This is a genomic window from Pelagibacterium sp., from assembly GCF_035555455.1.
In the GTDB taxonomy this organism is placed as follows: Bacteria; Pseudomonadota; Alphaproteobacteria; order Rhizobiales; family Devosiaceae; genus Pelagibacterium.
The window spans coordinates 23806-47580 of the sequence record NZ_DATMGM010000008.1 but is presented as its reverse complement, the minus strand read 5'-3'; the positions used below and the strand labels follow the sequence as shown (position 1 = coordinate 47580).

21 protein-coding genes and 1 pseudogene are annotated in these 23775 nt (G+C 66.1%); 15 read left to right on the top strand and 7 right to left on the bottom strand.

What is annotated here, in order from left to right; translation table 11 throughout:
• Positions 1-130: 130 nt before the first annotated feature.
• The 3 genes from VNS12_RS01560 to VNS12_RS01550 all read right to left on the bottom strand — a co-directional run bounded on the left by VNS12_RS01560 (position 131) and on the right by VNS12_RS01550 (position 3398).
• Positions 131-1450, bottom strand: a complete 1320-nt coding sequence (locus VNS12_RS01560; protein ID WP_325486085.1) for an ABC transporter substrate-binding protein — start codon at positions 1448-1450, stop codon at positions 131-133.
• Between the two features lie 166 nt (positions 1451-1616).
• Positions 1617-2651 (bottom strand): VOC family protein, encoded by a 1035-nt coding sequence (locus tag VNS12_RS01555; RefSeq protein ID WP_325486084.1) that lies wholly within the window; start codon positions 2649-2651, stop codon positions 1617-1619.
• Between the two features lie 69 nt (positions 2652-2720).
• On the bottom strand, positions 2721-3398 hold the full coding sequence (locus VNS12_RS01550) for an alpha/beta hydrolase (protein ID WP_325486083.1): 678 nt from the start codon (positions 3396-3398) through the stop codon (positions 2721-2723).
• Between the two features lie 96 nt (positions 3399-3494).
• Between VNS12_RS01550 and VNS12_RS01545 the strand changes: the two genes are divergently transcribed.
• The 5 genes from VNS12_RS01545 (at position 3495) to VNS12_RS01525 (ending at position 9393) form a co-directional block, all read left to right on the top strand.
• A complete protein-coding gene (locus VNS12_RS01545; protein ID WP_325486082.1) occupies positions 3495-4322 on the top strand; it encodes an IclR family transcriptional regulator in 828 nt (275 codons plus the stop codon).
• A 469-nt stretch (positions 4323-4791) separates the two neighbouring features.
• Positions 4792-5391: an NAD(P)H:quinone oxidoreductase gene (gene wrbA, locus VNS12_RS01540; protein ID WP_325486081.1), complete on the top strand. Its 600-nt coding sequence runs from the start codon at positions 4792-4794 to the stop codon at positions 5389-5391.
• A gap of 543 nt (positions 5392-5934) precedes the next feature.
• Positions 5935-7260 (top strand): hypothetical protein, encoded by a 1326-nt coding sequence (locus tag VNS12_RS01535; RefSeq protein ID WP_325486080.1) that lies wholly within the window; start codon positions 5935-5937, stop codon positions 7258-7260.
• A 74-nt stretch (positions 7261-7334) separates the two neighbouring features.
• Positions 7335-8222 (top strand): AraC family transcriptional regulator, encoded by an 888-nt coding sequence (locus VNS12_RS01530; protein WP_325486079.1) that lies wholly within the window; start codon positions 7335-7337, stop codon positions 8220-8222.
• A 124-nt stretch (positions 8223-8346) separates the two neighbouring features.
• Positions 8347-9393, top strand: coding sequence for an alpha/beta fold hydrolase (locus tag VNS12_RS01525; protein ID WP_325486078.1), 1047 nt, complete (start codon positions 8347-8349; stop codon positions 9391-9393).
• Positions 9394-9428: 35 nt separating this feature from the next.
• On the opposite strand, the gene VNS12_RS01520 is transcribed toward VNS12_RS01525, so the two are convergent.
• Positions 9429-10475 (bottom strand): enoyl-CoA hydratase/isomerase family protein, encoded by a 1047-nt coding sequence (locus tag VNS12_RS01520; RefSeq protein WP_325486077.1) that lies wholly within the window; start codon positions 10473-10475, stop codon positions 9429-9431.
• 136 nt (positions 10476-10611) lie between these two features.
• Here VNS12_RS01520 and VNS12_RS01515 point away from each other — a divergent pair, with 136 nt between their 5' ends.
• The 10 genes and pseudogenes from VNS12_RS01515 to VNS12_RS01470 all read left to right on the top strand — a co-directional run.
• Positions 10612-11940, top strand: coding sequence for an NAD(P)H-dependent oxidoreductase (locus tag VNS12_RS01515; protein ID WP_325486076.1), 1329 nt, complete (start codon positions 10612-10614; stop codon positions 11938-11940).
• Between the two features lie 295 nt (positions 11941-12235).
• On the top strand, positions 12236-13021 hold the full coding sequence (locus tag VNS12_RS01510; protein ID WP_325486075.1) for a sugar transferase: 786 nt from the start codon (positions 12236-12238) through the stop codon (positions 13019-13021).
• 84 nt (positions 13022-13105) lie between these two features.
• Entirely contained in the window at positions 13106-13981 is an 876-nt protein-coding gene (gene cysQ, locus VNS12_RS01505; protein WP_325486074.1) for a 3'(2'),5'-bisphosphate nucleotidase CysQ, read from the top strand.
• A 35-nt stretch (positions 13982-14016) separates the two neighbouring features.
• Positions 14017-15048 carry an NAD-dependent epimerase/dehydratase family protein gene (locus tag VNS12_RS01500; RefSeq protein ID WP_325486073.1) on the top strand — a complete coding sequence of 344 codons (1032 nt, stop codon included), beginning with the start codon at positions 14017-14019 and terminating at the stop codon, positions 15046-15048.
• Positions 14996-16300: a glycosyltransferase gene (locus tag VNS12_RS01495; RefSeq protein ID WP_325486072.1), complete on the top strand. Its 1305-nt coding sequence runs from the start codon at positions 14996-14998 to the stop codon at positions 16298-16300. Before VNS12_RS01500 ends, VNS12_RS01495 begins: the two co-directional genes overlap by 53 nt.
• Positions 16297-17259 (top strand): NAD-dependent epimerase/dehydratase family protein, encoded by a 963-nt coding sequence (locus VNS12_RS01490; RefSeq protein ID WP_325486071.1) that lies wholly within the window; start codon positions 16297-16299, stop codon positions 17257-17259. The genes VNS12_RS01495 and VNS12_RS01490 overlap by 4 nt, the downstream gene beginning before the upstream one ends.
• On the top strand, positions 17256-17606 hold the full coding sequence (locus VNS12_RS01485; protein ID WP_325486070.1) for a hypothetical protein: 351 nt from the start codon (positions 17256-17258) through the stop codon (positions 17604-17606). The genes VNS12_RS01490 and VNS12_RS01485 overlap by 4 nt, the downstream gene beginning before the upstream one ends.
• Positions 17603-18457, top strand: coding sequence for a hypothetical protein (locus VNS12_RS01480; RefSeq protein WP_325486069.1), 855 nt, complete (start codon positions 17603-17605; stop codon positions 18455-18457). The genes VNS12_RS01485 and VNS12_RS01480 overlap by 4 nt, the downstream gene beginning before the upstream one ends.
• A gap of 5 nt (positions 18458-18462) precedes the next feature.
• Positions 18463-19698, top strand: a complete 1236-nt coding sequence (locus VNS12_RS01475) for a polysaccharide biosynthesis protein (protein ID WP_325486068.1) — start codon at positions 18463-18465, stop codon at positions 19696-19698.
• A pseudogene (locus tag VNS12_RS01470) lies at positions 19695-20792 on the top strand (O-antigen ligase family protein); the annotation flags it as partial. The gene VNS12_RS01475 and the pseudogene VNS12_RS01470, both read left to right, overlap by 4 nt.
• Positions 20793-21011: 219 nt before the next feature.
• Here VNS12_RS01470 and VNS12_RS15400 read toward each other — a convergent pair.
• The 3 genes from VNS12_RS15400 to VNS12_RS01460 form a co-directional block, all read right to left on the bottom strand.
• Positions 21012-21986, bottom strand: a complete 975-nt coding sequence (locus VNS12_RS15400) for a phage head spike fiber domain-containing protein (RefSeq protein WP_414693040.1) — start codon at positions 21984-21986, stop codon at positions 21012-21014.
• A 2-nt stretch (positions 21987-21988) separates the two neighbouring features.
• A complete protein-coding gene (locus tag VNS12_RS01465) occupies positions 21989-22252 on the bottom strand; it encodes a spike base protein, RCAP_Rcc01079 family (protein WP_325486066.1) in 264 nt (87 codons plus the stop codon).
• A gap of 70 nt (positions 22253-22322) precedes the next feature.
• Positions 22323-23768, bottom strand: a complete 1446-nt coding sequence (locus tag VNS12_RS01460; protein WP_325486065.1) for a mannose-1-phosphate guanylyltransferase/mannose-6-phosphate isomerase — start codon at positions 23766-23768, stop codon at positions 22323-22325.
• Positions 23769-23775: the final 7 nt, after the last annotated feature.

The window sequence follows — 23775 nt, the reverse complement described above, 5'->3', positions numbered from 1 at the left end:
AAGGATCGACCCCACCGCAATTGCCCGTTTCCTCGCCCTCCAGCACAAACCATCGGCACAAAAAAACCGCCGCCTCCTTACGGGAGACGGCGGCAATTGATCCGGACTTTAAAGGTCCCGATGAAAGGCCTCAGGCGATGGCTTCCATTTCGCCCTGCAGCTCGATTTCCGGCGCGGCCTGGTTATCGACGATCACCAGCTCATAGCGATCGCCATCGGCAATGCGCCACTGGCCACCGACCAGCTTGGTGGTCGAAACGTTCGCCGCGGCAAAGCCCGGAACATTGTCGCGCCCGAAGGCCACCCGGCCGACCATCGTTTCCAGATCAGTGGCGGCGATGGCATCGGTATTGGCTTCGAGATCCTTGGGATCGGCGCTGCGCTGCAGCACGTCGAGGGCAACCTCGAACAGGGCGTGGGTGAACCCGATCGGCTGGGTCCACTGGCGGCCGGTCGTTTCGGTGAAGGCGCGGGCCAGCTCAGCAGCGGTCATGCCGTTCATCGACGAGCTGTAGGGATGGCTCGGCGACCACCACACTTCGGTCGACAGATTATGCCCCTGCGTGCCCAGCGCCTCGACAGCGGACGGGAACAGGATGCACCGGCCCATGGTGACGACCGGCGGGCGGTAGCCCTGCTGCAACGACTGGGTCCAGTAGGTGGTGAAATCGGGCGGGATCATCAGGCCGGTGACGATATCGCAATCGTTCTGCTGGAACAGGGCGATCTGGGCCGAGAAATCGTCCGACAGGTTGGCGTAGCGGCCCGGATCGACCACCTTGTAGCCCATATTGTCGAGGAAGGGCGGAAAGCCCGTATTGGCATCGGAGAACGCGTTGCCGTCCGGATCGTTGGGCCACAGCCCGCCGACATTGGTGTTCAGCCCATCGAGCTGCGCCCACATGTTGGTATAGGTCGTGAACCAGTCGGCCGAGCCGGGGAAGAAGTGATAGGTATAAAAGAAGCCCTCGGGATTGGCCGGGTTGGCCTGACGGCCCATGAACCAGGCATCCCACGGTGCCATGGTCGAGATGCACGGCATCTGTTCAAGCTCGCACACCGTCGACACCGGGTTGGTGGTGTCGGGCGTGGATGCGGTGAGCATCAGATCGACATTTTCCGAGACGATCAGTTCCTGCGCCACTTCGCCGGCCCGGTTCGGGTTCGACTGGCTGTCGCGCACGATGACTTCCACATTATACGTGGTGCCGCCGATATTGAGGCCGCCAGCCACCGCTTCCTGGAACATCTGGATCATCATCTGGTCGGCTTCGGCAAAGCCTGCCAGCCCGCCCGACTGCGGCGTCACATACCCGATGCGGATGGTCGGCGTCTGGGCCTGAATGGCCGGAGCGAACAGGCTGGTGGCGGTAAAGGCAGCACCGGCACCGGCCGCGCCCTTGAGAAACCGGCGGCGATTGAACCCGCGCGGCAGAATGAGTTTTGTCATGAATGTCTCCCTTTCGCTCGCTTGCCAGCGAGCCGCGCCCAATTAAGCGGCATTAAACGCGCGCATTCCTGCACAATCCGAGCGGCGATCCTGCTCGCCTGCCGGTTTGTGTCCATTCCGGCAGCGCCCGGAGCCGCAAAGCCCCGGACGCCGCCGGATCGGGTAATTAGCCGGAAATTTTTTCCTTGGCGGCCTTGGGCTTGTCGCCAGCATTTGCTGCCGGGCCGCTGCGCAGGCTGCCATCGGGCCGGCGCGGATTGGTGATCGGGGTCAATTCGCGCTCAAGCCGGGCGCGAAGCGGCTCCACCCGCTTGGACAGGGCCAGGCGCTCGCCCAGTTCCTCGGGGGTCTGGTCGACCAGGAACCCCGGACCGTCATTGCACAATTCGATGATGCCGCCCGGCGTCTGGGTGTAGCAGCTGTCGAATACGTGGTGATCATAAACCGGCGTGGTCGGGATCGGGCCCGAATGGGCAAAGTCGCGCCAGCCCGACAGATCGTCTTCGGCATCGAGTGCCAGGTGGTGCCACAAACCGGCGCCGATTTCCTGGAACGGACCTTCGGGGGCCGGCGCTGTGTACCAGCGGGCCGTCTTGGTCGCGCCTTCGAGTTCGAAGCGCTGCATGGCGTCGTTACGCACAAAGCCCATATGCTCGGCATAAGGGGCCAGTTCGTCGAGCGACGCGTAGGAGCGGATGCCCTCGATCCCGGTAATGCGGTAGGCTTCGGGGATATCCTGGGCCGGGAACGCCAGCGGCTTGTCCTTGGCATCGGTCGCCATCAGTTCGACCTTGTGGCCCTCAAAATCTTCGAACACCAGACGGCGCGGCTGGGTCGGATCGAGGCGCATCAGTTCGGAATAGATCTGCTCCTGGGTCAGCCGATCCATCCAGTAGTCCAGCGCCTCATGGCTGCGCACCCGCAGGATGGCCGCGGCGTGGTTGCCCTTGCCCGGCTTGGCCTTGGGGGCATCATTGAATTCAAGGAACGTCACCACGCTGCCGCGCGTCCCGTCCGTATCGCTATAATAGGTGTGGTAGCGGAACGTGGTCTCGAAATTGAGGGTCTTCTTGATGAAGCGCAGCCCCATGATGCGGCTCCAGAAGTCCACATTGGCCTGCACATCGGCGGTAATGCCGGTGATATGGTGGTTGCCGTCGAGGCCCTTGGCCGGTTTGTTGGTATTGGGACGCTGAGACACTTGAAATCCTCCTTGTCTGTCAGTCCTTGGTCCTGCGCTCCTCCACAAAGCAGACGCAGGGGTTGCGGTTCAGGCAGCCACCCTGTCGATGAGCTGTCCTAAAAGCGTGAGTTCCCGTTCGCGGACCGCGTGGTCGCTGTCGGGAAAAATTTCCAGATGAACATCGGCGCCATACATTTCCATCAGGGCGGCGCTGGCCCTGAGATCGCCGACCGGCAGCCAGGGATCGCCATCGCCCCCGGTCATCAGCACCGGTAATCCGTCGAAGTTGGGCTGCGCCTCACCGGCCCCGGCGATTCCCAGCACACTGCCGGTAAACACCGCCGCCGCCGCCGGACGCGCGGGCACGCCCAGAAGATATTCGAGCGCCATGCAGGCTCCTTGCGAAAACCCTGCCAGCACCGTCCGCGACAGATCGATGCCGTGGGCTGTCCCGAGCGCCATAACCGCGCCGATATGGGCCAATCCCTCGGCCACCGCCGTTTCATTTTCCGCGATGGGCGCATCATAGCGGCCCGCATACCAGCTTCGGTCCGGGGCATAGGGGGCCAGAATGCGGGTATCGTTTGCCTGCTCCTGGGTCACGAACAACTCGACCAGGTCCTCAGGGGCACGGTCGCGCCCATGCAGTACCACCAGCACCCGATCGGCCTCAGCCCAGTCGGCTCCGCACTCGATATGGCCGTATCCGGACCCGGCGGGGCGCGCCGAGTCAACAGACCCTCTTGCGGAGTGCGGATTGTCCATCGATAAATCTCCTCGGGCTAGCTTCACCTTGCGACTGGACTTTTTCGCTGGGCGAAATACTATCCGTACAGCGAATATTTATGGAAAGGAGCCGCCATGTCAAGCGTCCTGGATGGCAAGGTGATTGATGAGAAGGAATTCAACTCCGCCCTCGCCCGCGGGTTTGCGGTTCTGGAGGCGTTTGACAGCGAGCATGTGGAGATGACTCTCTCCCAGGTCGCGGCCCGCACCGGACTGTCCCCGGCCACGGCGCGACGCTGTCTCTATACGCTGTCGATTCTGGGCTATGTGCGCCAGCAGGGCCGCCTGTTCACGCTGGGGGCGCGCGTCCTCACGCTCAGTTCATCCTATATGCGTTCAAGCCAGATCGATGAGTTCCTGCTCCCCGAACTGCGCCTGCTGGTCGATACGTTCGGCGACGCCGCGTCGGTGGCGGTGCTCGATGACAACATGGTGCTTTATCTGGCCCACACCTCGCGCCAGAGCGCCGTGCGCCCCATCGCCGCCATCGGTGTGCGCTACCCGGCTCACGCCACCTCGCTGGGCAAGATTTTGCTCGCCTATGCCGATTCGACCGTCCAGAACCGCTTCCTCGCCACCGCCCCGTTCAAGGCGATGACCGACCGCACCGTCACCGACCAGCCCACCATGCTCCAGGAGCTCAAGGACGCCAGACGCCTGGGCTATTCGGTTGCCATCGACGAGCTTGACTACGGCATCGCCTCGCTCGCCGTCCCGGTATTCGACGGCGAAGGCCGCGCCGTCGCCGCCATCAACTCGTCCGGCTATAGCGGAAGACTGTCCGCCGAGGACCTGATCGAAGACCGCCTGTCGCTGCTACTCCAGTCCTCGCGCAACATTTCCTCAAAACTGTCCCAATACCCCGTCCTCGTCAAAACCGCCCTCACCCCCGCCGGCCGCTAAGCCGCGGGGGTCGATCCCCTTTCGCGCGCCGGTCGGCCCACCGTCTTTTCCCCAGGCGCTGTCATCCCGGACTTGATCCGGGATCCAGTACACTGTGCGCCCCGGCTCCTTCCCCAGCCTGCCATTGCACAACCCTGTGTCCCGAACCCGTCAACGACGAGGCCAATATTTCGCTCTGCCGTTTACTGGATCCCGGGTCTTCGCCCGGGATGACAGCGGTGGACGTGGCCCAGGCTGAGGATACGCCCTGACCCTGGCAGTGTTCCTTGCCTCACCCGTCCTCCGCTCCCTGCCAACACCCCCCCGCCAGCCGAGCGCCCACCTCTCCCCCGGTGCGGAGCAGCAGGGATAAGCGGTCGCCGAGCAAGCCCCACCCTGTCGCGCTCCCCTTCCACCCATCTTGACATCCCCCAATTCCTCGCCGCACTATTCGCTGTGCGAATTATTTTTCGTCTAGCGGAGGAAATGCATGGCGAAGATTCTTGTTCTCTACTATTCCAGCTTCGGTCACATGGAGGAGATGGCGCGCGCAGCAGCGCTTGGGGCCGCCGAAACCGGCGCCGAGGTCACCCTCAAGCGGGTGCCCGAACTGGTCCCTGAAGAGGTGGCCCGCGCCGCCTATTACAAGCTCGATCAGGAAGCCCCGTTCGCCACGCCCGCCGAACTGGCCGACTATGACGGTTTCATCTTCGGCATCTCAACGCGCTTTGGCATGATGGCCTCGCAGATGAAGAATTTTCTCGATCAGACCGGCCCCTTGTGGGGTCAGGGCGCACTGGTCAACAAGGTGGCGACGGTGATGTCGTCCACCGCTGCCCAGCATGGCGGTCAGGAACAGGCGATCCTCTCGACGCAAGCGGCGCTCCAGCATCACGGCATCATCATCGTGCCGCTGGGTTATGCCTATGAGGGCCAGATGGGCGTCGACAAGATCCGCGGCGGCTCGCCCTATGGCATGACCACGGTCACCCTTTCGGACGGTTCGCGCATGCCCAGCGATCAGGAACTCGAAGGCGCCACCTGGCAGGGCCGCCACCTCGCCGACATCGCCACCCGTCTCCACGGCTGACTTTTGGGACCCTCGGGCCCGTCCCGAGCGCCCCCCTGTCATCCCGGCTTCAGCACCGGCCTGCCATTGCTCCACCCCGTGTCCCGAACGCGTCAACGGCGAGGCCAATGTTCCGCTCTGCCGGTTACTGGATCCCGGATCAAGTCCGGGATGACGGCGGTGGACGTGGCACGGGCTGAGGATAGACCCTGACCCTGGCAGTGTTCTTGATACCCACCTTCCCGGTCCCCCTGCCAGCGCCCTCCCGCCAGCCGAGCGCCCACCGCTCCCCCGGTGCGGAGCAGCAGGGATAAGCGATCGCCGATCCGCTCCACCCACCACCCTGTCATCCCGGACTTGATCCGGGATCCAGTAACCGGCAGCGCCCGCCTCCTTCCCCACCGCTCCCACCGCCACCGCCCCTACCGGCAACGCACCGCCACGCCCCCCGCTCCCCGCCCCCCTCACCTCCCACCTTGACAATCCCAAACCCCTCGCCGCACTATTCGCTGTACGGATATTTTTTCGCATAGCGAATAATCCGTGTTTTGGGAGGAGAACCAAATGACTTTTAGAGTGCCAGCTCGGCTGGCTTTTACGTCGCTGGCCGTGCTCGGCCTGGCGCTGGCTGCCCCGGCCCAGGCCGCCGATGACAGTGTGGGATTTGGCTGGCCCATGGCCGATCAGGAAGGCCACAGGGCCGTTGGCGCCGGCAGCGGAGGGGCTTTTGGAGGGGAAGCCATCGCCGCCCGCAATGGCGAGGTGCCCGAGGGGGTCGAAGCGCTCGAACGCGATATCTTCACGTCCGACGATTTCTATCAGGATGCCGATCTGTGGTCCGATCCGCGCTATTTCCGCTGCAACAGCCCCATGGGTCTGGAATCGCAGTGGGGCGCCTATGGCAACGCCATCATCGGCGACACCCCACCGGGCTCAGGGGCCTGGGGCTATTGCGATGCCGATTATCCGCGTGAAGACATCGTCAGCCCCTACCCGTTCGAAAGCGCCCAGGAGCATTACGAAGCGCTGATGGCCGAGGCTGTCGAGGCTGGCGCAACGCTCAAGCGCCCCGCCGGGGACCTGCCCGACTGGGATGGGGTGTACAACGATTCGAGCGAAAACTGGTTCTGGGGCCGCATCGTTCAGGCCACCACCATCCTGTCGCTGCTCACCCCCGATTACCAGCAGCGCTTCGTGCAGGAGGCCTATCACCACGCCAACACCAATGCCGCCATGTGGCCCAGCCAGTATTGCTGGCCCGAAGGGTTCCTGCGCCGCTGGCACGAGCATTCCGTGCGCGACCATCAGGTGCTGATGAACCCCAATGTCGTGCAGATTCTCACCGGTGTGGCCGACAACTTCCTCACCCAGATCCGCATCGGCGATGAATTCACCATCGAGGACGGCAGCTCGCCGCGCCTCGGTCAGGCCGTACCCCGCTGGTATGGCGAAACCATCGGCTTCTGGAATGGCGACAACCTCATCACCTGGACGTCCAACATCCAGGGCTGGATGACCCATGGCGGGTTCGAGCATTCCAACCTGATGCAGACCATCGAAATCTATTCGCCAGAACGCGATGACGCGGGCGAGCTGATCGGCCTGCGCCACGAAACGATCTTTTACGATCCCGAAGCCCTGGTCGAACCAATCCGCATGGACCGCGTGCTCGAACGGCTTGGCGATTATCAGGACCGCGATCCATACATTTTCGTCGAGTGCAACCCGACCATCTACCCGATCGACGGACGCGGCCAGCCGGTCTCGCCCGGCCAGGTGATCGAATATGTCGTCCCCGACTGGTTCGGCCGCCCCTGGGCGCAGATGTGGGAACGCTTCCATGAACAGGACATGGAGCGCCCCCAGGGCGAGGCCCTGTTCGGCTTCTGACCGTTCTGAACTTCTGGCTGGCCCGGTGCGATCCGGGCCAGCCGTTTCCCCGGGAAAGGAAAGGACACGCGCCCATGCACGTTTCGCGCATCGACCAGTTCCCCTTGCAGTTGCCCGGCGCGCCCATCGCCAGCGGCTTTGACGGCATCGCGGTCGAAGCGCGGCGCGAAGGGCCGTTTTCCGGCTCGTTCGGCGCCGAATCCGACCTGTTGATCATGCGGCACACCGGCGGGGAAATGGCCGCCGATGTCTATTATCGCGACCGGGTCTATAGCCGCACCCTGCCCGAAGGCGGCATTCTGATCATTCCGCCCCAGAGCACGTTTCGCCTCCATCTGAGCGAACACGGCATCAATCTTTACGCCGCGCTCGCCCTGCCCGCTCCCCGCCCCTGCCCCCAACACCCGGCCACGGACCTGTCACGCCCGTTGATGATCTCCTCCGACCCGGTGCTTGACGGCCTGCTCGACATGTCGCGCAATGTCATTGATTTCCCGCGCAGCGTCGCCGGCGGCATTCTCGACATCCTGTCCGATACCATCATCGCCCATATTGGCCGGCTTCAGGCTGCGTCCGAGCGCGAGCGCCCCCCTGCCTGCCCCGACCGGTCCTCCAACGCCATTATCACCCGCGCTGTTGACTATATGGTGCGCAACGTCGATCGCTCCTTCACCCTGAGCGATGTGGGCTCGCACGTCCGGTGCAGCCCCTCCCATATCGGACGGCTGTTCAAGGCTCATCTGGGGGTATCTCCCCATCGCCATCTGCTGGGCCTGCGCATCGAACGCGCCCGGCTGCTGCTGGTCACCACCGATCTGCCCATCGTCCAGATCGCCCTCGAATGCGGCTTTGCCAGTCAGGAACACCTCACCCGGCATTTCCGCCGCCAGACCGGCACCACCCCCGCAGCCTATCGCCGCGCCCAGACGCGCGCGCAATCGAGCACCCAGCTCAGCGCCTGACCGCAAGGCTTTCCATCGCAAGCAGCATTGTGCAGGCGGGATGTGCGGATCATGCAGGCTTAGGGCGACGGCGTAAGGTTCAATTCGCGCGCGACCAGATCGCAAACCGATGGAGGAGATACAAATGATCCGCAAATTCACGGCTGTCCTGGCCACCGCGCTGCTGGCGACCACCGCCTCTGGTGCCTTCGCCCAGGATGGCGCGCTCGGCGGAGAAGCCGGCCCGCTTCACCTGCGTGACATGGGCAATTTCTATGTCGGAGCACAGTTTTCAGAGCCCGACGCCGACGGCAATGTGTTCGTCAAGAACCAGATGCACGTCGAATATTATTTCCCGCAAGAATCCAGCTACGATATTCCGCTGATCCTCGTCCATGGCGGCGGTGGCCAGGCCTCTGACTGGTACTATACCCCGGATGGACGCGACGGCTGGCGCGACTATTTCCTCAATGCCGGCTTCGATCTCTATATCGTTGACCGCCCCGGCTATGGCCGCTCGCCCGCTTCGCCCGACTATGGCAATGGCGAGCTCAGCGCCGTGCCCAGCGCGCTGATCGCCCGTCTGGCCGCCGCCGACAACTGGCCCGAAGGTGCCCTGACGTCCGACAGCGAAAGCGTGCGCAACTGGATCGTCGCCTCGTCCACCACGCCTTACGCGGGCAATGAAGTGGCCGGCAACGACATCGCCGAGCTGCTCGAAAAGGTCGGCCCTGCCGTCCTCGTCCTGCACTCGGCAGGCGGCGTCAGCGGCTTCTGGGCCGCCGATCAGCAGCCCGAGAACGTGGTTGGCATCATCGCCTTTGAGGCGAGCGGTTCGGACATGCTCTCCATTGCCCAGGGCCTCACCTTCGATCCGGCCCTGCCGGAAGGCTTTGAAGCCGTCGAAAACGCCGATGGGTGCAAGGTCCAGCCCGACGATGCCGTCAGCACGCTGACCAACTACGCCGATATCCCGGTGATCCTGATCGGCGCGCCGGAAAGCTTCCTTGCCGCCGGCCAGCCCTGCCAGCTTGCCGCCATGCAGCAGGCCGGCATCGACGCCTCGCTGGTCAGCTTCGGCGACCTGGGTGCCCCCGGCACCGGTCACTTCGCCATGGCTGAAACCAACAACGCCGATTCGGCCAAGGTCATGATCGACCTTGCCGCCCAGCTGATCGCTGGCGCGAAATAAGTGATCATCGACGCGCCGGCCCTCGGGTCGGCGCGTTACTCTTTTTCTGCCAGCACCGCCGCAAGGGCCGCCTCATCGACGGCGTCCATCCGCTCCGGCGACCAACGCGGCATCCGGTCCTTGTCGACCAGCACCGCCCGCACCCCTTCGACAAAATCGGCCCGCTGCGCCAGATACGTGGCCAACGCCTGATCGGCAGCGAGAATGGCCCGCACATCGCGCGTCCGCCGCGCCTGCCGGTGCGACAACACAATCGCCGCCAGCGATGTCGGGCACTGCGCCCCCAGCATCCCATAGAGCGCCGCCGCCCCCGGATCGCCCTCATCGGCCCGCTCGTGCAACCCGTCAAGAATCTGCCCCGCGCCCGTGTCGACAAACACCGGCGCAAGCGAATCGGCCAGCGCGCAGAACTGCGCCGGGTCCGGCTCGATCGCCAGCGCCTGGATCACCTGGGAAATCGCGGTATCGGGCTCATCGGCCCGCGCCGCTTCGATCACCCGGCTGCGCGCTTCGGCCAGGGCCGCCTCCGGCACCGCCACATCGGTCAGCCCCAGCGCCATGGCATCGCCTGCCCCCACAATTTGCCCCGATAACAGGAACGCCAGCGCCCGCGCCTCGCTGGTCTGATACAAAATGGCGTTGACCCCCACGTCGCAGAAAAATCCGATCGCCGCTTCAGGCATGGCAAACCGGCTGTTTGGCGTCGCAATGCGGTAGCGCGCATGGCTCGACAGCCCGATCCCCCCGCCCATCACCACCCCGTGCTGCAAGGCGATGATCGGCTTGCGATAGGTCGCGATCACAAGGTTCATGTCATATTCGTCGGCAAAGAACGCCTCGACCCGACCCGTCTCTCCCGCCAGCGCCATCTCGCGCACCTGCCGCACATCGCCCCCGGCGCACAGCCCCCTGTCGCCCTCCCCCTCGATCAGCACCGCCCGGACGCCGTCATCTTCATTCCAGCGCTCCAGCGCGTCGCGCACCGTACCGATCATGGCGGCGGTCAGCGCGTTGATCGCCCGCGGCCGGGTCAGACGGATGACCCCGCACGCGCCCTCTGTGGTGATGGAAATATCGCTCATGGCTGCCCTCAATTCCCCTCGTCTCGGCCTGCGTTATCATAAAACACGCGCTGGGCAGACCCAACGCCCTTTCCCTTACCCGCACAAATGGATTAGACAGAACGTCATCCTCATCCACGCAAAGCCCCCAAGGGTCATGAATATTTCCAGAACCGGCATCGCGCGCGACCTTCAGCGCCGCGCAGAGACGGGCAAGCCGATCCGTCTCGGTCTCATTGGATCGGGCGAAATGGGCACCGATCTGGTCACCCAGGTCTCGCTCATGGACGGCATGGAGATCGCCGCCATCGCCACCCGCCGCCCCTCGACGGCCCTCGCCGCCATGGATATCGCCTATGGCCCCGGCGGGCGCGCCGAACACGCGCGCGAAGTCGACAGCCGCGCTGCCATGAGCGCTGCCATCGCTGCGGGCAAGATCGCCGTCACCGCCGATACCGCCCTGATGGTCACCGCCCCGGAAGTCGATGTGATCATCGACGCCACCGGCAAGCCCGGCGTCGGTGCCGATTTCGACCTGCTCGGCATGGAGCACGGCAAGCATCTGGTGATGATGAATGTCGAGGCCGACGTCACCATCGGCCCCTGGCTCAAGCACGAAGCCGACCGGCTCGGCGTCCTTTATTCGGTCGGCGCCGGGGACGAACCTTCGTCCTGCATGGAGCTGATCGAGTTCACCTCGGCGCTCGGGCTCGAAATCGTCGCCGCCGGCAAGGGCAAGAACAACCCTCTCGATCACGACGCGGTCCCCGCCGACTATCTTGAGGAAGCCGCCCGCCGCAACATGAACCCGCGCATGCTTGTCGAGTTCATCGACGGCTCGAAAACCATGGTCGAGATGGCCGCCATCGCCAATGCCACCGGGCTGGTCCCCGATATTCCCGGCATGCACGGCCCCAACGCCGACCGCGATACGCTGGCCAAAGTGCTGATCCCCGAGGCTGACGGCGGCGTTCTCACCCGCTCGGGCGTTGTCGATTACACCATCGGCAAGGGCGTCGCCCCCGGTGTGTTCGTCATCGCCAAGGGCACCCATCCGCGCATCGTCGAGCGCATGGATGACCTCAAGGTCGGCAAAGGCCCCTATTACGCCTTTTACCGCCCCTATCACCTGACCAGCCTCGAAGTGCCGCTCACCGCCGCGCGCATGATGCTCTATGGCCGCACCGACATGGTGCCGCTGCCCCGCCCGGTGGCCGAAGTGTGCGCCCTGGCCAAGCGTGACCTCGCCCCCGGCGACGCGCTCGATGCCATCGGCGAGACCTGCTACCGCTCCTGGACCATGACGGTCGGCGATGCCCGCGCCGCCGGGGCCATCCCGGTCGGCCTGCTTGAAGGCGGACGGGTCACCGTCCCGGTCAAAAAGGGCCAGTTGCTGACCACCGCCAACGCCACCCCCGACACCTCGACCAAGCTCTACGCCCTGCGCCAGCGTCAGGATGCCATGCTGGCCGAGGCCGTTCGATAGTCGGACAGCGATAAACAAGCAGTGAGGCCGTTTCCAGCAAAGGCGGAGCCGGCATTGGGGTGCAGAAGCTTGCGGCAGAACAAAGACTTGGATCGCCCGATCTGATTCGATCGGGCGCAGTCTGGCGCGTCCCATCGGGCCGGGCTGTGTCGGCGCGCGATTTTCATCCCCGCACCTATCCCCGCTGATCACCGTCCCCGCCGCCCTGCGTTCAAATACGTACGGAACTGTGCGAACTTTTCCTCGATGCTTAACGCAATGTTGATGACCGCCTTACAGTGCGTTGGAGGGGGCAATGGCAAGGTTTGTGCCGGCGCAGATGCAAGTCCGGGGCAAGATTGGTCCTGTTCCGCTGGTGCTGATTCCACTGCGCGACGCCACTGTCTTTTTGCGCGGCCCCCATCCCTGCCTCGTCTATCCGTCCGGCCTGCCCCTCACCCTGTGCTATGGTGGCGCTTTTCCCCGCCGCACGGCACGCGGCTTGCGCACCCGGCTCGTCATCAAACGCGGTGCCGATCTGGTTCTGGCCAGCCTCGCCCTTGTGATGCTGGCCCCCGCCCTGCTGCTGATTGCCCTTGCCATTCGCCTCACCAGTCCCGGCCCGGCCCTGTTCCGCCAGGTCCGCGAAGGCTTGAACGGCAAGCCGTTCCGCATCTACAAATTCCGCACCATGCAGGCCGACCGCTGCGATCCCTTCGGCCTCTGCCCGGCCGTCCCCGACGATCCGCGCATCACCCCCCTTGGCCGGTTCTTGCGGCGCACCTCGCTCGACGAACTGCCCCAGCTCATCAATGTGCTCAGAAACGAAATGTCGCTGATCGGCCCGCGCCCGCATGTGTATTCCATGACGGTTTGCGGCATCTGCTATACCTGCCTCGTCCCGTTTTATGCCACCCGCCACGCCATGAAACCCGGCATCACCGGCTGGGCCCAGGCCAATGGCTATCGCGGCCCGCTTGACGACCTGCTCCACGCCCGCGCCCGCATCGATCACGACCTCGCCTATATCGAGAATTTTTCCCTGCGGCTCGACCTGCGCATCCTCTGGCTGACCCTGCGTCACAACGGATCGGGGGGCTGACCCATGCAATCGACGCAATGGGTGACGCCGCTTTCCCCTTCCGATATGAACGGCGCACCCTCAAATGTGCAGCGAGCCCTTTTCATGACTTCGACCGACCGGCAAGCCGCGCCTGTGCTCCCGGCCAGCGCCGCCGAACTCTTCGCCGACATCGCCCTCGCCGCCGGCGCGGTCATTCTCGACATCTATGGCGGCGAATTCGACGTCACCCTCAAGGCCGACGCCTCCCCGTTCACCAAGGCCGATATCGCCGCCGAGGCGCTGATCCTTGCCCGCCTTTCCGCGGCGTTCCCCGCTGTGCCGGTCATTGCCGAAGAGGCCGTCGCCAATGGCATTGTCCCCGAATTTGCCGAACGCTTCATCCTCGTCGATCCCCTTGACGGCTCGCGTGAATTTATAGCCCGCAACGGCGAATTCACCGTCAACATCGCCCTGATCGAGCACGGCGTCCCCATCGCGGGCGCGGTCTATGCCCCGGCGCTGGGCCGCATCTGGTGGGGCAGTGCCGCGGGCGGGGCCTTTGCAGCCAGCGTCGCCGAAGGCCGCATTGCCGCCCCAACGCCCATCACCATCCGGCCCGCGCCGTCGGGCGGGCTCACCCTTGTCGGCAGCCGCTCCCATAAGGGCGGCGAAGCAGAGACCCCGATGACCGGCGTCGTCGTCGCCCAATTCACCCCGATCGGCTCGTCGCTCAAATTCTGCCTCGTTGCCGAAGGCACCGCCGATCTTTATCCGCGTTTCAACCGCACCATGGAGTGGGACACCGCCGCAGGCGACGCCATCTTGCGCGCAGCGGGCGGCGCGGTGGTCAGCGCCGATGGCGCCCCGCTTCTGTACGGAAAATGCAACCGCAGCGGCGAGACCGACTTCGCCAATACCCGGTTCTGGGCGGTGGGCGATCGCGCCCTCACCGCTACGCTTTGCGGCGACCCGGCGCCGCCAATACCCGACAAAGGCTGATTGCCTTTGCGGCAGGCTCGGGGAGGGGCCTTCCGATGGACACACGGCATACAGCACACACGGCCCGCCCCGGCGCGGGCCATCCAGGCCGCCCCACCGCCCTTGTCTGCGGTGCCGCCGGCTTCATCGGCAGCCATCTTGTCGCCCGACTCCGCCACGAGGGATTTTGGGTGCGCGGCGTCGACCTTGAACCCCCTGCTCCCGGCTCCGAAGCCAATGAATTTGCCCTGGGCGATCTGCGCGACCCCGGTTTCGCGCGCGCCGTCGTCGATCGCCCGTTTGACGAAGTGTACCAACTCGCCGCCGATATGGGCGGCGCGGGCTACATCTTCACCGGCGCCAATGACGCCGCCATCCTGCACAATTCGGCGCTGATCAACCTCAACGTGCTCGATGCCTGCCGGGCACGGTCCGTCAGCCGGATTTTCTATTCCTCATCCGCCTGCATCTATCCCGCCCGCAACCAGACCGACCCCAATGCCCCCCACTGCGCCGAAGATAGCGCCTATCCCGCCGATCCCGACAGCGATTATGGCTGGGAGAAACTGTTTTCCGAACGGCTCTATCTCGCCTATCGCCGCAACCACGGCATCAAGACCCGCATCGGGCGCTATCACAATATTTTCGGCCCCGGCGGGGCATGGCAGGGCGGACGCGAAAAGGCCCCCGCCGCCCTCTGCCGCAAGGTGGCCCTGGCTGAAACTGGCAGCGCCATCGAGGTCTGGGGCGACGGCCAGCAAACCCGCTCCTTCCTGTTTATCCAAGATTGCCTCGACGCCACAACGCGCCTGATGCGCTCCGATTGTGCGCTGCCGCTCAATATCGGGTCCCAAGAGATGATCACCATCAATGATCTGGCCAGACTGGCCATCGCGCTGTCGGGCAAAACACTGACGATCACCAATATTTCCGGCCCCCAAGGTGTGCGGGGGCGCACTTCCGACAACCGGCTGATCGGGGAGGTGCTGGGCTGGAGCCCGGCCTGGACTCTCCGCCGGGGCATGGAGCAGACCTATGGATGGATTGCAGATCGGGTCGCCGCCCAGCGGCACCCCACCGCCGCCTGACCCGCGCGCGCCGCGCCACGACACGCTCCCCCGCAGCGGGCAAGCCCCCTATCGGGTGCTGATCCATGACTATGCCGGCCACCCGTTTCAGGCCGATCTGTCGCGCGAACTGGCCCGGCGCGGCCACACCGTTCTCCACGCCTTTTTCCGGCAGGATCCCGGCCCCAAGGGCGCGCTGCGCCGCCTCTCATCCGATCCACAGACCCTCGACTTCGCCCCCGTCGATATCGGCTTTGCCTATTCCAAAACCGGATTCCTGCGCCGCCGCCGGGGCGATCTCGCCTATGGCGCGGCCCTTGCCGCCCTTATCGAGGCCATCCGCCCCGATCTCGTCCTTTCGGGCAATACCCCCACCGAGGCCCAGCACCGCATCGCCGCCCGCTGCACCGCGCTCGGCATCCCCCTGGTCCATTGGTGTCAGGATTTCTATTCCCTCGCCGTCGCTCGCCTGCTCGCCCGCCGCCTCCCCGGCCCCGGCCATGCGATTGGCGCGTGGTACGCCCATCTCGAACGGCGGCAGATGCGTAGTGCCGCCCATCTGATCCACATCACCGAAGATTTTCGCCCCCGTTCCGAACGCTGGGGCATCCCGAAACAACGCACGTCAATCATCCCCAACTGGGCCCCGCTCGAAGCGATACCCACCGGCCCGCGCGACACCGAATGGGCGCGCACCCAGGGCCTGCCGACCGGCCCGCGCTTTGTCTATTGCGGTACGCTCGGCCTCAAGCACGACCCCACCCTCTTGTCCGCCCTCGCCACCGCGCTGGGCGACACCGGCTCAGTGATCGTCGTCTCGGCGGGCGCAGGCGCGGACCGCCTCAAGCGCCAATCTGCCCATCTGCCCGCGCTGACCCTCTTGCCGCTGCAACCGGTCGAAACGCTGCCCTTGGTCCTCGCCTCCGCCGATGTGCTTCTGGCGGTAATCGGGCGCGAAGCCGGGACCTATTCGGTGCCCTCGAAAGTGCTCAGCTACCTCTGCGCCGCCCGGCCCATCGTCCTCGCCGCCCCGGCCGACAACCACGCCGCTCGCATCGTCCGCGCTTCGGGCGCTGGCATCGTGGACGACCCCGATGATCCGTCGGGGTTTGTCGCCGCCGCCCGTGCCTTTGCCGCAGACCCTGTGCGCGCCGCCAGAGCCGGTCGCGCCGGACGCCGCTATGCCGAAGCCCATTTCGCCATCGCCCCGATTGCCGACCGCTTCGACGCCATCTTCCGCGCCGCCCTCACCCCGCAAAGGCAAATCCCATGAGCAAGACAGCCATCCTCTTCGGCGGCAGCAGCTTTTTCGGCACCCATCTGGCCCGCGCCCTCGCCGCCGAACCCGCCATTTCCCGCATCGTCATCGCCGATCTGTGCCCGCCGCGCGAAACCGGTCCCAAGATCATCCATGTCCCCCTCGACGTGCGCCAGCCCATCGCCCTCGACGTCTCCGGGCCGGTCGAGATCTACAATTTCGCCGCCATTCACCGCACCCCCGGCCACCCCGACCGCGACTATTTCGACACCAATGTGCGGGGCGCGCTCGAAGTGTGCCGCTTCGCCGCCGCGCACGACACGCGCCTTATGGTCTTTGCCTCCACCATCGGCATTTACGGCCCGGTCGAGCAGCAGGCCGACGAGCGCACCACGCCGCGCCCCACCACCGCCTATGGCCGCTCCAAGCTCATCGCCGAACGAATCCATACCGACTGGCAGGCCGCCGACCCCGCCCGCAAGCTGGTGATCGTGCGCCCGGCCGTCACCTTCGGCCCGGGCGAAAACGGCAATTTCACCCGCCTCGCCCGCCTGTTGAGATCAAACCGCTTCGTCTTTCCGGCCCGCAAGGACACCATCAAGGCCTGCGCCCCGGTCTGCGATCTTGCTGCCTGCCTGCGCTTCATGGAAGCGTTCGACGAACCGGTGATCCGCTTTATCTATGCCTATCCCGAACGCACCACCGTCGAGGCGATCACCTGTGCCTTTGCCGACGCCGCCGGGTTCAAACGGCCCAGCCTCGTCGTCCCCGAACCCGCCATCACCCTCGCCGCGCTGGGGTTCGAAGCCCTCGCCCGCCTCGGTGTTCCCACCGCCATCAACCGCGCCCGCCTCCGCAAGCTGATCGACGCCACCAATGTCTATCCCCATGAGCTGATGGCGCGCGGCTGGCGCTTTCCCACCCCGCTGGTCGAGGCCTTGCGCCGCTGGCAAACCGAAAGCGATTTCACATGAAAACCCTGTCCCTCTTCAGAACCCGCGCCCCCCACCGCGACGCCCGCACCGACACCATGCGCCGCGCCGCCATCGCCGACGCCATCGAGCGTCAGCGCGCCGATGCCCTGCGTGAGCGCGAAGGGCTCGCCGCCCGCATGCGCGATCATTATGACCGCGCCGCCACCGCGCTGGAAACCGCCGCCGGTTTTGCCTCCCGGCCTGCGCAAGACGAGGCCTCGATCAACGCGTTCGAACACTCCGCCGCCGCCGCAAGCCTGCGCATCGCCCGCCTCGATGCCGAACTGGCTCTCTATGACGCCCTCTGTACCCAGCTCGAAACCGACCTTTCCCCGGCCACCCCATGAGCACCCTGTTCGACACGGCCCCGCTCCGCGCCAGCCCCGTCCTGCGCAAGGCGCTGGCTATAGGACTGCGCCTGCCCCGCGCCGCCCTGCGCCCCTGGCCCAGCGCCGCCCATGCCCGCCCGCCCGTTCTGGTCAATTCCATCCCCAAAAGCGGCACCCATCTGGTGCTGCAACTCGCCCGCGCCCTGCCCGAAACGCACTATTGGGGCACGTTCATCGCCACCACCCCTTCGCTGACCCTGCGCCCGCGCACCCCCGAGGCGCTGGCCCGCCGCCTTGGCCGCCTCTTGCCCGGCGAGGTCGCTGGTGCCCATCTTTTTCATTCCCAAAACAGCGAAACCGCCCTGCGGGCCTCCGGCGTGTTGCACCTGTTCGTCTGCCGCGATCCCCGCGATGTCCTGCTCTCGGAAGCCCATTACCTCGCCACCATGAACCGCTGGCACCGCATGCACCGTCCCTTCCGCCGCCTTGACGATCCCACCGCAAGGCTGCGCCTCGCCATCGAGGGGTTTGACGCCCGCTACCCTTCCTGCGAACAGCGCCTCGCTCCCTATCTCGGCTGGCTCGCTGCCCCCGATACGCTGGTCCTGCGCTATGAGGATTTTTTCGGCCCGGCGCGCGCCAAAACCCTCGCCCGCATCAGCGCCGCCTTCGCCTCCCGCGCCCGCTGGCCCGGCGATCAACAGGCGCTTGCCGCCCGCCTCGCCACCGCCATCGCGCCGCAAAAATCGCACACCTTCCACACCGGCGGCACACAAAAGTGGCGCACCGCCTACGATCCGGCCACGCTGCGCCGCGCCAATCAGCGCCTCGGCCCGGTGCTCGCCGCCCTCGGCTACCCGGAAAGCTGAGCGCCATGGCGGTTCTCCCCCTCGCCGCCCTGCGCCCGCTAACCACCCTGTTCGCGCGGCTGGTCGGCACCGCCATCAATTTCGCGCTGCTTCTGGTCGCGATGCGCCATCACGGCCCCGAGACCACCGGACAGCTTTACGTTACCATCGCCACCACCGCCCTGCTCGGCACCCTGTTCGCGCTCGGCCTGCCCAAATTTTTCCTCCGGGCTCTGGCCGTCTCTGGCCCCGCGCCCGGCCCCCTCCACCATGCCGCCGCCTGGCTCGCCACCCTTGGCGCGGCGCTGTCGATCGCCCTCGCCGCCTCCGCCCTGCTTGCGCCGCCCGCCCTCACGTCGCCCCTTCTGCTCGCCGCCGCCGGGGTCGGACAGGCGACGCTATCGCTCCGCGCCGACCTGTGCAAAGCCCGCCAGCACCCCGAACTTGCGCTGTTTCTGGAACTGTCCGCCGTCCCGCTGCTCACCCTCGCCGCGCTGGCCCTTCCGGCGCTTGCCCCCCATGGCCCGGCAGCGCTCTATGCCCTGGCTACAATTGTGGCCGCCGCCCTCGCCGCCCTGCCCCGCGCCCGGCTCCACCCCGGCCCCGCCTTGCCGGTCCTCCGCGCCCATCTGCAAGCCGAAGGCCGGGCCAAAATCCTGGCCTATTGGAGCACCAGCCTTGCCACCATCGGCTATTCCCGCCTGCACGGTCTCGTCGCGCCGTTTCTGCTCGATCCCGTCGCAATCGGTGTGCTCGCCATCCTCACCGGCGTTGCCGGTCTACTGGCCACCATCGCCCAGGCGGTCGGGGCCTATGCCGCCCCCCGCTTCGCCCGGGCCTGCGCCATGTCCCCCGATGCGGCGCGGCACCTGTATTGGCACATCGCGCGCCTGCAATCGGCCCTTGCCCTGCCGCTGGCGCTGGGGCTCTGGCTCGGCGCGGCCCCGCTGCTCGCCCTGTTCGTCCCCAAAGCCCTGGCCGCGCAAACCCCGCTGGCCATCCTCATCGCCGCCCAGAGCCTGCGGATCGCTTTGGGCAATTCCGAAACGTTCCTGCTCATGGCCGGTCGCCCCCGCGCCGAACTGGTCTCGATCAGCCTCTCGGTCATGCTCTTTGCCGCCGTGCTCGCCAGCGCCCCGCCCACCCTTTTGCACTATTGCCTCGCCATCGCGACGCTGATCTGCACACGGGCGCTCTGTTCGCTGTTTGCCTCCGCCCATGTCTTTTGGGCGCGCCCCCTCCGCGCGCGGGCGCCCGCATGAGCCCCCTCGCGCCCCCGGCCCCAAACCCCGCAAGGCAAAAAGCCATCCCCCTCGTGGCGCTGCTTATCGTCCTGCCGGTCTTTATCATCCCCGCGCCGCAAGGTGTCCAACTCGCCACCCCCTATTCCGCCGATCTGATCGGGGTCACCATCCTGCCCCTGTCGCTGCTCTTGATCCCGCTGGTGCTGCTGCTCAGCCCGCCCCGGCGTCTCCCCGCCGCCGCGTTTTATGCGCTGCTGCTGTTCGTCCTGTCGGCGGCGCTGGGCCTGATGCTGGGTCTTTTCACCCCCGACGCCGAAGGCGCGCCAGACCAGCGCCTGCTGCGCTTTGCCCAGACCGTCGCCCCCACCCTCTATTTTATCCTCGGGTACGGCCTCATCTCCACCCTGCCCGATGCCAGAACTCAAAACCGCGCCATAACCGCCCTTCTGGTCTGGTGCGCCCTGTTTGTCGCTGCGTTCACGCTCCTGTATGCGCTTGACGCGGCCTTCACCGGCACGCCCGCCCGCTTCGGCCAGCTTTCCGACACCATCGGCCCCTTCGCCAATCCCAAGATGAAGCGGTTCTTCCCCATGCTGATGGCGGTTTCCGCCGTGGTGCTGGTGGGCGCTCTTTTGCCCCCGGCCCGGCACAAACCCTTGGCCTGCCCCTGGCTCGCCGGGCCCGGTGCCTGTGTCCTGCTGGCAGCGCTCGTCCAATCCTGGTCGCGAGCCGCGCTGCTCGCCGCGCTCGCCGGGCTGGCCATCATAATCTGGAAAAACGGGCGCGCCCGCTCCCGGCCTGCTCTCGCCGTCGCCAGCCTTGCCGCGCCGCTGCTTATCGCCGCCATGCTGCTGGGGCCCGAGCTGTCCTTTGGCCCCAACGCCCTTGGCCGTTCGATCGAAACCCTCGCCACGCTCACCGGCACCTCAACCCTCGATAGCGGCGATGCGGTCCGGCTGGGCCGGATCGCCATGGCCCTCGAACACGGCCTGTTCACCCCGTTCGGCGACGGGTTCCGGGTTCGCCCCCAGCCCAATCTCGATCACGGCCAGATGATCCTTGCCGAAAATGGCTGGCTCGATCTTGCCGTGCGCAGCGGGCTGATCGGTATGCTCTGCATCCTCTTTCTGGTCGTCCGCCCCCTGCCCGCCCTTGTCCGCGCGGCCCGCGCGCCGCTTGCCGGCCCCACTGCCCCGCTGCTGCTCGCCGTCTGGGTGGCGATCTATGGCGTGGGGTTTTTCTTTCTGCATCTGGCCACGGAACTCTATTTCGCCACCCTGTTCTGGCTGCTGCTCGGCATGGTCTGGGCCGCCCGCAATCCGGTGCAAACGCTAGCCCGCCCGCACGCTTTCCAGCACCGCCATCCGCCCGAACGCGACCGGCTGCACCGCCCCCGCGCCGCCGATCTCGTCGCGCCCATGGGCAAAAACCAGCGCTACGTCGAGCCCCGCCTGCGGCAGTAGCAGGCTCAGACTGTCGGCGCTCCTGTGCCCCACGCTCCCCGTCGTCGGGATCAGCGAACCCGGCCTCTCCCCCAATTCCAGCTGATTGCCGCCAACCCAGCAGGCCGAGGCATAGGGATTGGGGTCCGCGTCGGAAATCATCACCGTCGCCCCATAAGAGAGCGCCATCCCCGACTCATTGCGGAACGCCGTCCACACCCGCCACACATCCGCGCCGATCCGCTGGCTGCCGCTGCCCGCATGGCTGGTCCGCCCCGGATTGTTGACGATGGTGGCGTTGACGCTGGGCACCCCGTCTTCCCAATTCCAGATGGTTGCCGTCGCCCCGGCCCCGTCCACCGCATGGGTGCGGGTGCGCGGCGATTGCCCGGCTTTGATATAATGGGACACCACCCCGACCTGACCGGGCGGCACCGTCAGCCGGTCACTGCCGGCAAACTGGCTCCACTGGTTCTGCCCCGCCGAGCCGGTCACCGTGCACTCTTCAAGCACCAGGGCCCCCAGCGCCAGCCGCTGGCCGGTGACATTGGCGTTGCCACTGCGCCCCCAACTCGCGGTCTGTCCCAGCCCCGAGGAATGCCGCACCGCATTGGTGCCGTCCCCCTCCAGCAGCAATCCGTCCTGGGTCAGCCGCGGCACGCCCGACCCAAACCGCACCAGCCGCCCGTCGCTGCGATGGGCGTAAGCCGCCCCCGCCCGGTCGAACGCGCATATTTCGGCAAATCCGGCCTCCAGTCCGCCCGCCATAAAGCGTCGCAGCACGAAATCGGCGGCATACAGGTCGCCCTCCTGCCACCAGGGGCCAACCACCCCTTGCGTTCCCAGCCCCAGCCCGAGCTTCATCGCTACACCAGCCCGACCAGCGCCGAGGCCGTTGTCCCGGTGGCCTTCACGATCCGCGCCCGCACCGGCAGCAGCGCTCCCGAGGGCAGCCCGGCAAAGCTGACTTCGGCCCCCGATGCCAGCACCACGCTCAGCGCCCCGCTGCCCCCCACAAAGATCGCCCGCGTCAGTTCCCCCAGCTCCGCCGCATCATCGGGGGTGATGGCAAATCCATGCGTTGCCGGCCCGTCGATGCTCGACGCCCGGTTCCCGAAACGATTGACCATAGGCCGCTCTCCCTTTTGTCCCACGCCGCCAGCATAACCGGGGCCCGGACCACGGGGATAAACAGCAAATTTACGAGCGCCCGAATTCGTCCTCCACCCGCACGATATCGTCCTCGCCCAGATACGATCCCGTCTGCACTTCCACCAGTTCGAGCAGGATTTTGCCCGGATTGCCCAGCCGGTGCAGTTCGCCTTGCGGGATATAGACGCTCTCGTTCTCGCGCACAGTGCGCACGGTGTCGCCCACCTGCACCTCGGCGGTGCCGCGCACCACGATCCAGTGCTCGGAGCGGTGGAAATGCTTTTGCAGGCTCAACCGCTTGCCCGGATGGACGAACAGCCGCTTGACCTGAAACCGCTCGCCGTCCAGCACCGAGGCATACCCGCCCCAGGGCCGATAGCTGGTCCTGTGGATTTCCGTCAGATGCCGGGTTTGCGGATCGGCCTTGAGCTGCTTGACCACCGCGCCCACCGCCTGCGCCTCCGACAGCCGCCCCACATAAACCGCATCCTCGCTGGCCAGCACCACCACGTCATCGAGCCCGTCCACCACCACGTGATGGCCCTGCGAAATCACCAGCGAGCGCGTCAGCCCATTGAGCGTCACATTGCCGATTCCCAGATTGTTGTCCGCGTCGCGTGCGCCGCTCTTCCACACCGCGTCCCACGAGCCCAGGTCCGACCACACGATCGGCGAAGGCACCACCGCCGCCAGCGCGGTCTTTTCAAAGATCGCATAGTCGACGGAAATCTCGGGTGCCACCGCGAACGCCTCGGCGTCGAGCCGCAGGAAGTCGAGGTCTTCGCACGCCCGCGCCACCGCCGTTTCGGCAGCCTCCAGCACCTCGGTCGCCAGCGCTGCACATTCGGCCAGAAAATCCCCGGCCCGGAACAGGAACATGCCCGAATTCCAGTAATGGTCGCCCATGGCGATCAGCGCCGCCGCCCGCTCCGCATCGGGCTTTTCGACAAACCGCTTCACCCGGTGTGCGCCCGAAGCCAGCTTCTCCCCCGCCTCGATATAACCGAACCCGGTGGCCGGCTCGGTCGGGGTGATCCCGAAGGTCGCGAGACTCCCCTCCAGCGCCGCCCGCTCGGCGATATCGAGGGTCGCCCGATAGGCATCATCGACGGTCACCAGATGATCGGACGGCAATACATGCACCAGCCGCTCCTCGCCGTCCCGCGCCGCGATCAGCGTCGCCGCAGCAATGGCCGGAGCGGTATTGCGCATCGCCGGTTCGAGCACGATGCTGGCCGGCACGATCCCCACTTCCTGCGCCTGTTCGGCCACCAGAAACCGATACTCCTCATTGGTCACGATCACCGGCGCGCCATAGCGCGTGTCGCCCCCCAGCCGCAGCAGCGTTTCCTGAAACAGGCTCTGCGTGCCCACCAGCGCGAGAAACTGCTTGGGCCGCGCCGTCCGCGACATCGGCCACAACCGTGTACCGGTGCCCCCCGCGAGGATGATCGGTGTGATGCGCCCTTGCGCTGTATCGATTGGGGAAGTCATGTCACAC

Coding starts and splice junctions, on each gene's coding strand:
- VNS12_RS01560 (WP_325486085.1), bottom strand. CDS start 1,450: ATGACAAAACTCATTCTGCCGCGCGGGTTCAATCGCCGCCGGTTTCTC.
- VNS12_RS01550 (WP_325486083.1), bottom strand. CDS start 3,398: ATGGACAATCCGCACTCCGCAAGAGGGTCTGTTGACTCGGCGCGCCCC.
- VNS12_RS01545 (WP_325486082.1), top strand. CDS start 3,495: ATGTCAAGCGTCCTGGATGGCAAGGTGATTGATGAGAAGGAATTCAAC.
- wrbA (WP_325486081.1), top strand. CDS start 4,792: ATGGCGAAGATTCTTGTTCTCTACTATTCCAGCTTCGGTCACATGGAG.
- VNS12_RS01535 (WP_325486080.1), top strand. CDS start 5,935: ATGACTTTTAGAGTGCCAGCTCGGCTGGCTTTTACGTCGCTGGCCGTG.
- VNS12_RS01530 (WP_325486079.1), top strand. CDS start 7,335: ATGCACGTTTCGCGCATCGACCAGTTCCCCTTGCAGTTGCCCGGCGCG.
- VNS12_RS01525 (WP_325486078.1), top strand. CDS start 8,347: ATGATCCGCAAATTCACGGCTGTCCTGGCCACCGCGCTGCTGGCGACC.
- VNS12_RS01520 (WP_325486077.1), bottom strand. CDS start 10,475: ATGAGCGATATTTCCATCACCACAGAGGGCGCGTGCGGGGTCATCCGT.
- VNS12_RS01515 (WP_325486076.1), top strand. CDS start 10,612: ATGAATATTTCCAGAACCGGCATCGCGCGCGACCTTCAGCGCCGCGCA.
- VNS12_RS01510 (WP_325486075.1), top strand. CDS start 12,236: ATGGCAAGGTTTGTGCCGGCGCAGATGCAAGTCCGGGGCAAGATTGGT.
- cysQ (WP_325486074.1), top strand. CDS start 13,106: ATGACTTCGACCGACCGGCAAGCCGCGCCTGTGCTCCCGGCCAGCGCC.
- VNS12_RS01500 (WP_325486073.1), top strand. CDS start 14,017: ATGGACACACGGCATACAGCACACACGGCCCGCCCCGGCGCGGGCCAT.
- VNS12_RS01495 (WP_325486072.1), top strand. CDS start 14,996: ATGGATGGATTGCAGATCGGGTCGCCGCCCAGCGGCACCCCACCGCCG.
- VNS12_RS01490 (WP_325486071.1), top strand. CDS start 16,297: ATGAGCAAGACAGCCATCCTCTTCGGCGGCAGCAGCTTTTTCGGCACC.
- VNS12_RS01485 (WP_325486070.1), top strand. CDS start 17,256: ATGAAAACCCTGTCCCTCTTCAGAACCCGCGCCCCCCACCGCGACGCC.
- VNS12_RS01480 (WP_325486069.1), top strand. CDS start 17,603: ATGAGCACCCTGTTCGACACGGCCCCGCTCCGCGCCAGCCCCGTCCTG.
- VNS12_RS01475 (WP_325486068.1), top strand. CDS start 18,463: ATGGCGGTTCTCCCCCTCGCCGCCCTGCGCCCGCTAACCACCCTGTTC.
- VNS12_RS15400 (WP_414693040.1), bottom strand. CDS start 21,986: ATGAAGCTCGGGCTGGGGCTGGGAACGCAAGGGGTGGTTGGCCCCTGG.
- VNS12_RS01465 (WP_325486066.1), bottom strand. CDS start 22,252: ATGGTCAATCGTTTCGGGAACCGGGCGTCGAGCATCGACGGGCCGGCA.
- VNS12_RS01460 (WP_325486065.1), bottom strand. CDS start 23,768: ATGACTTCCCCAATCGATACAGCGCAAGGGCGCATCACACCGATCATC.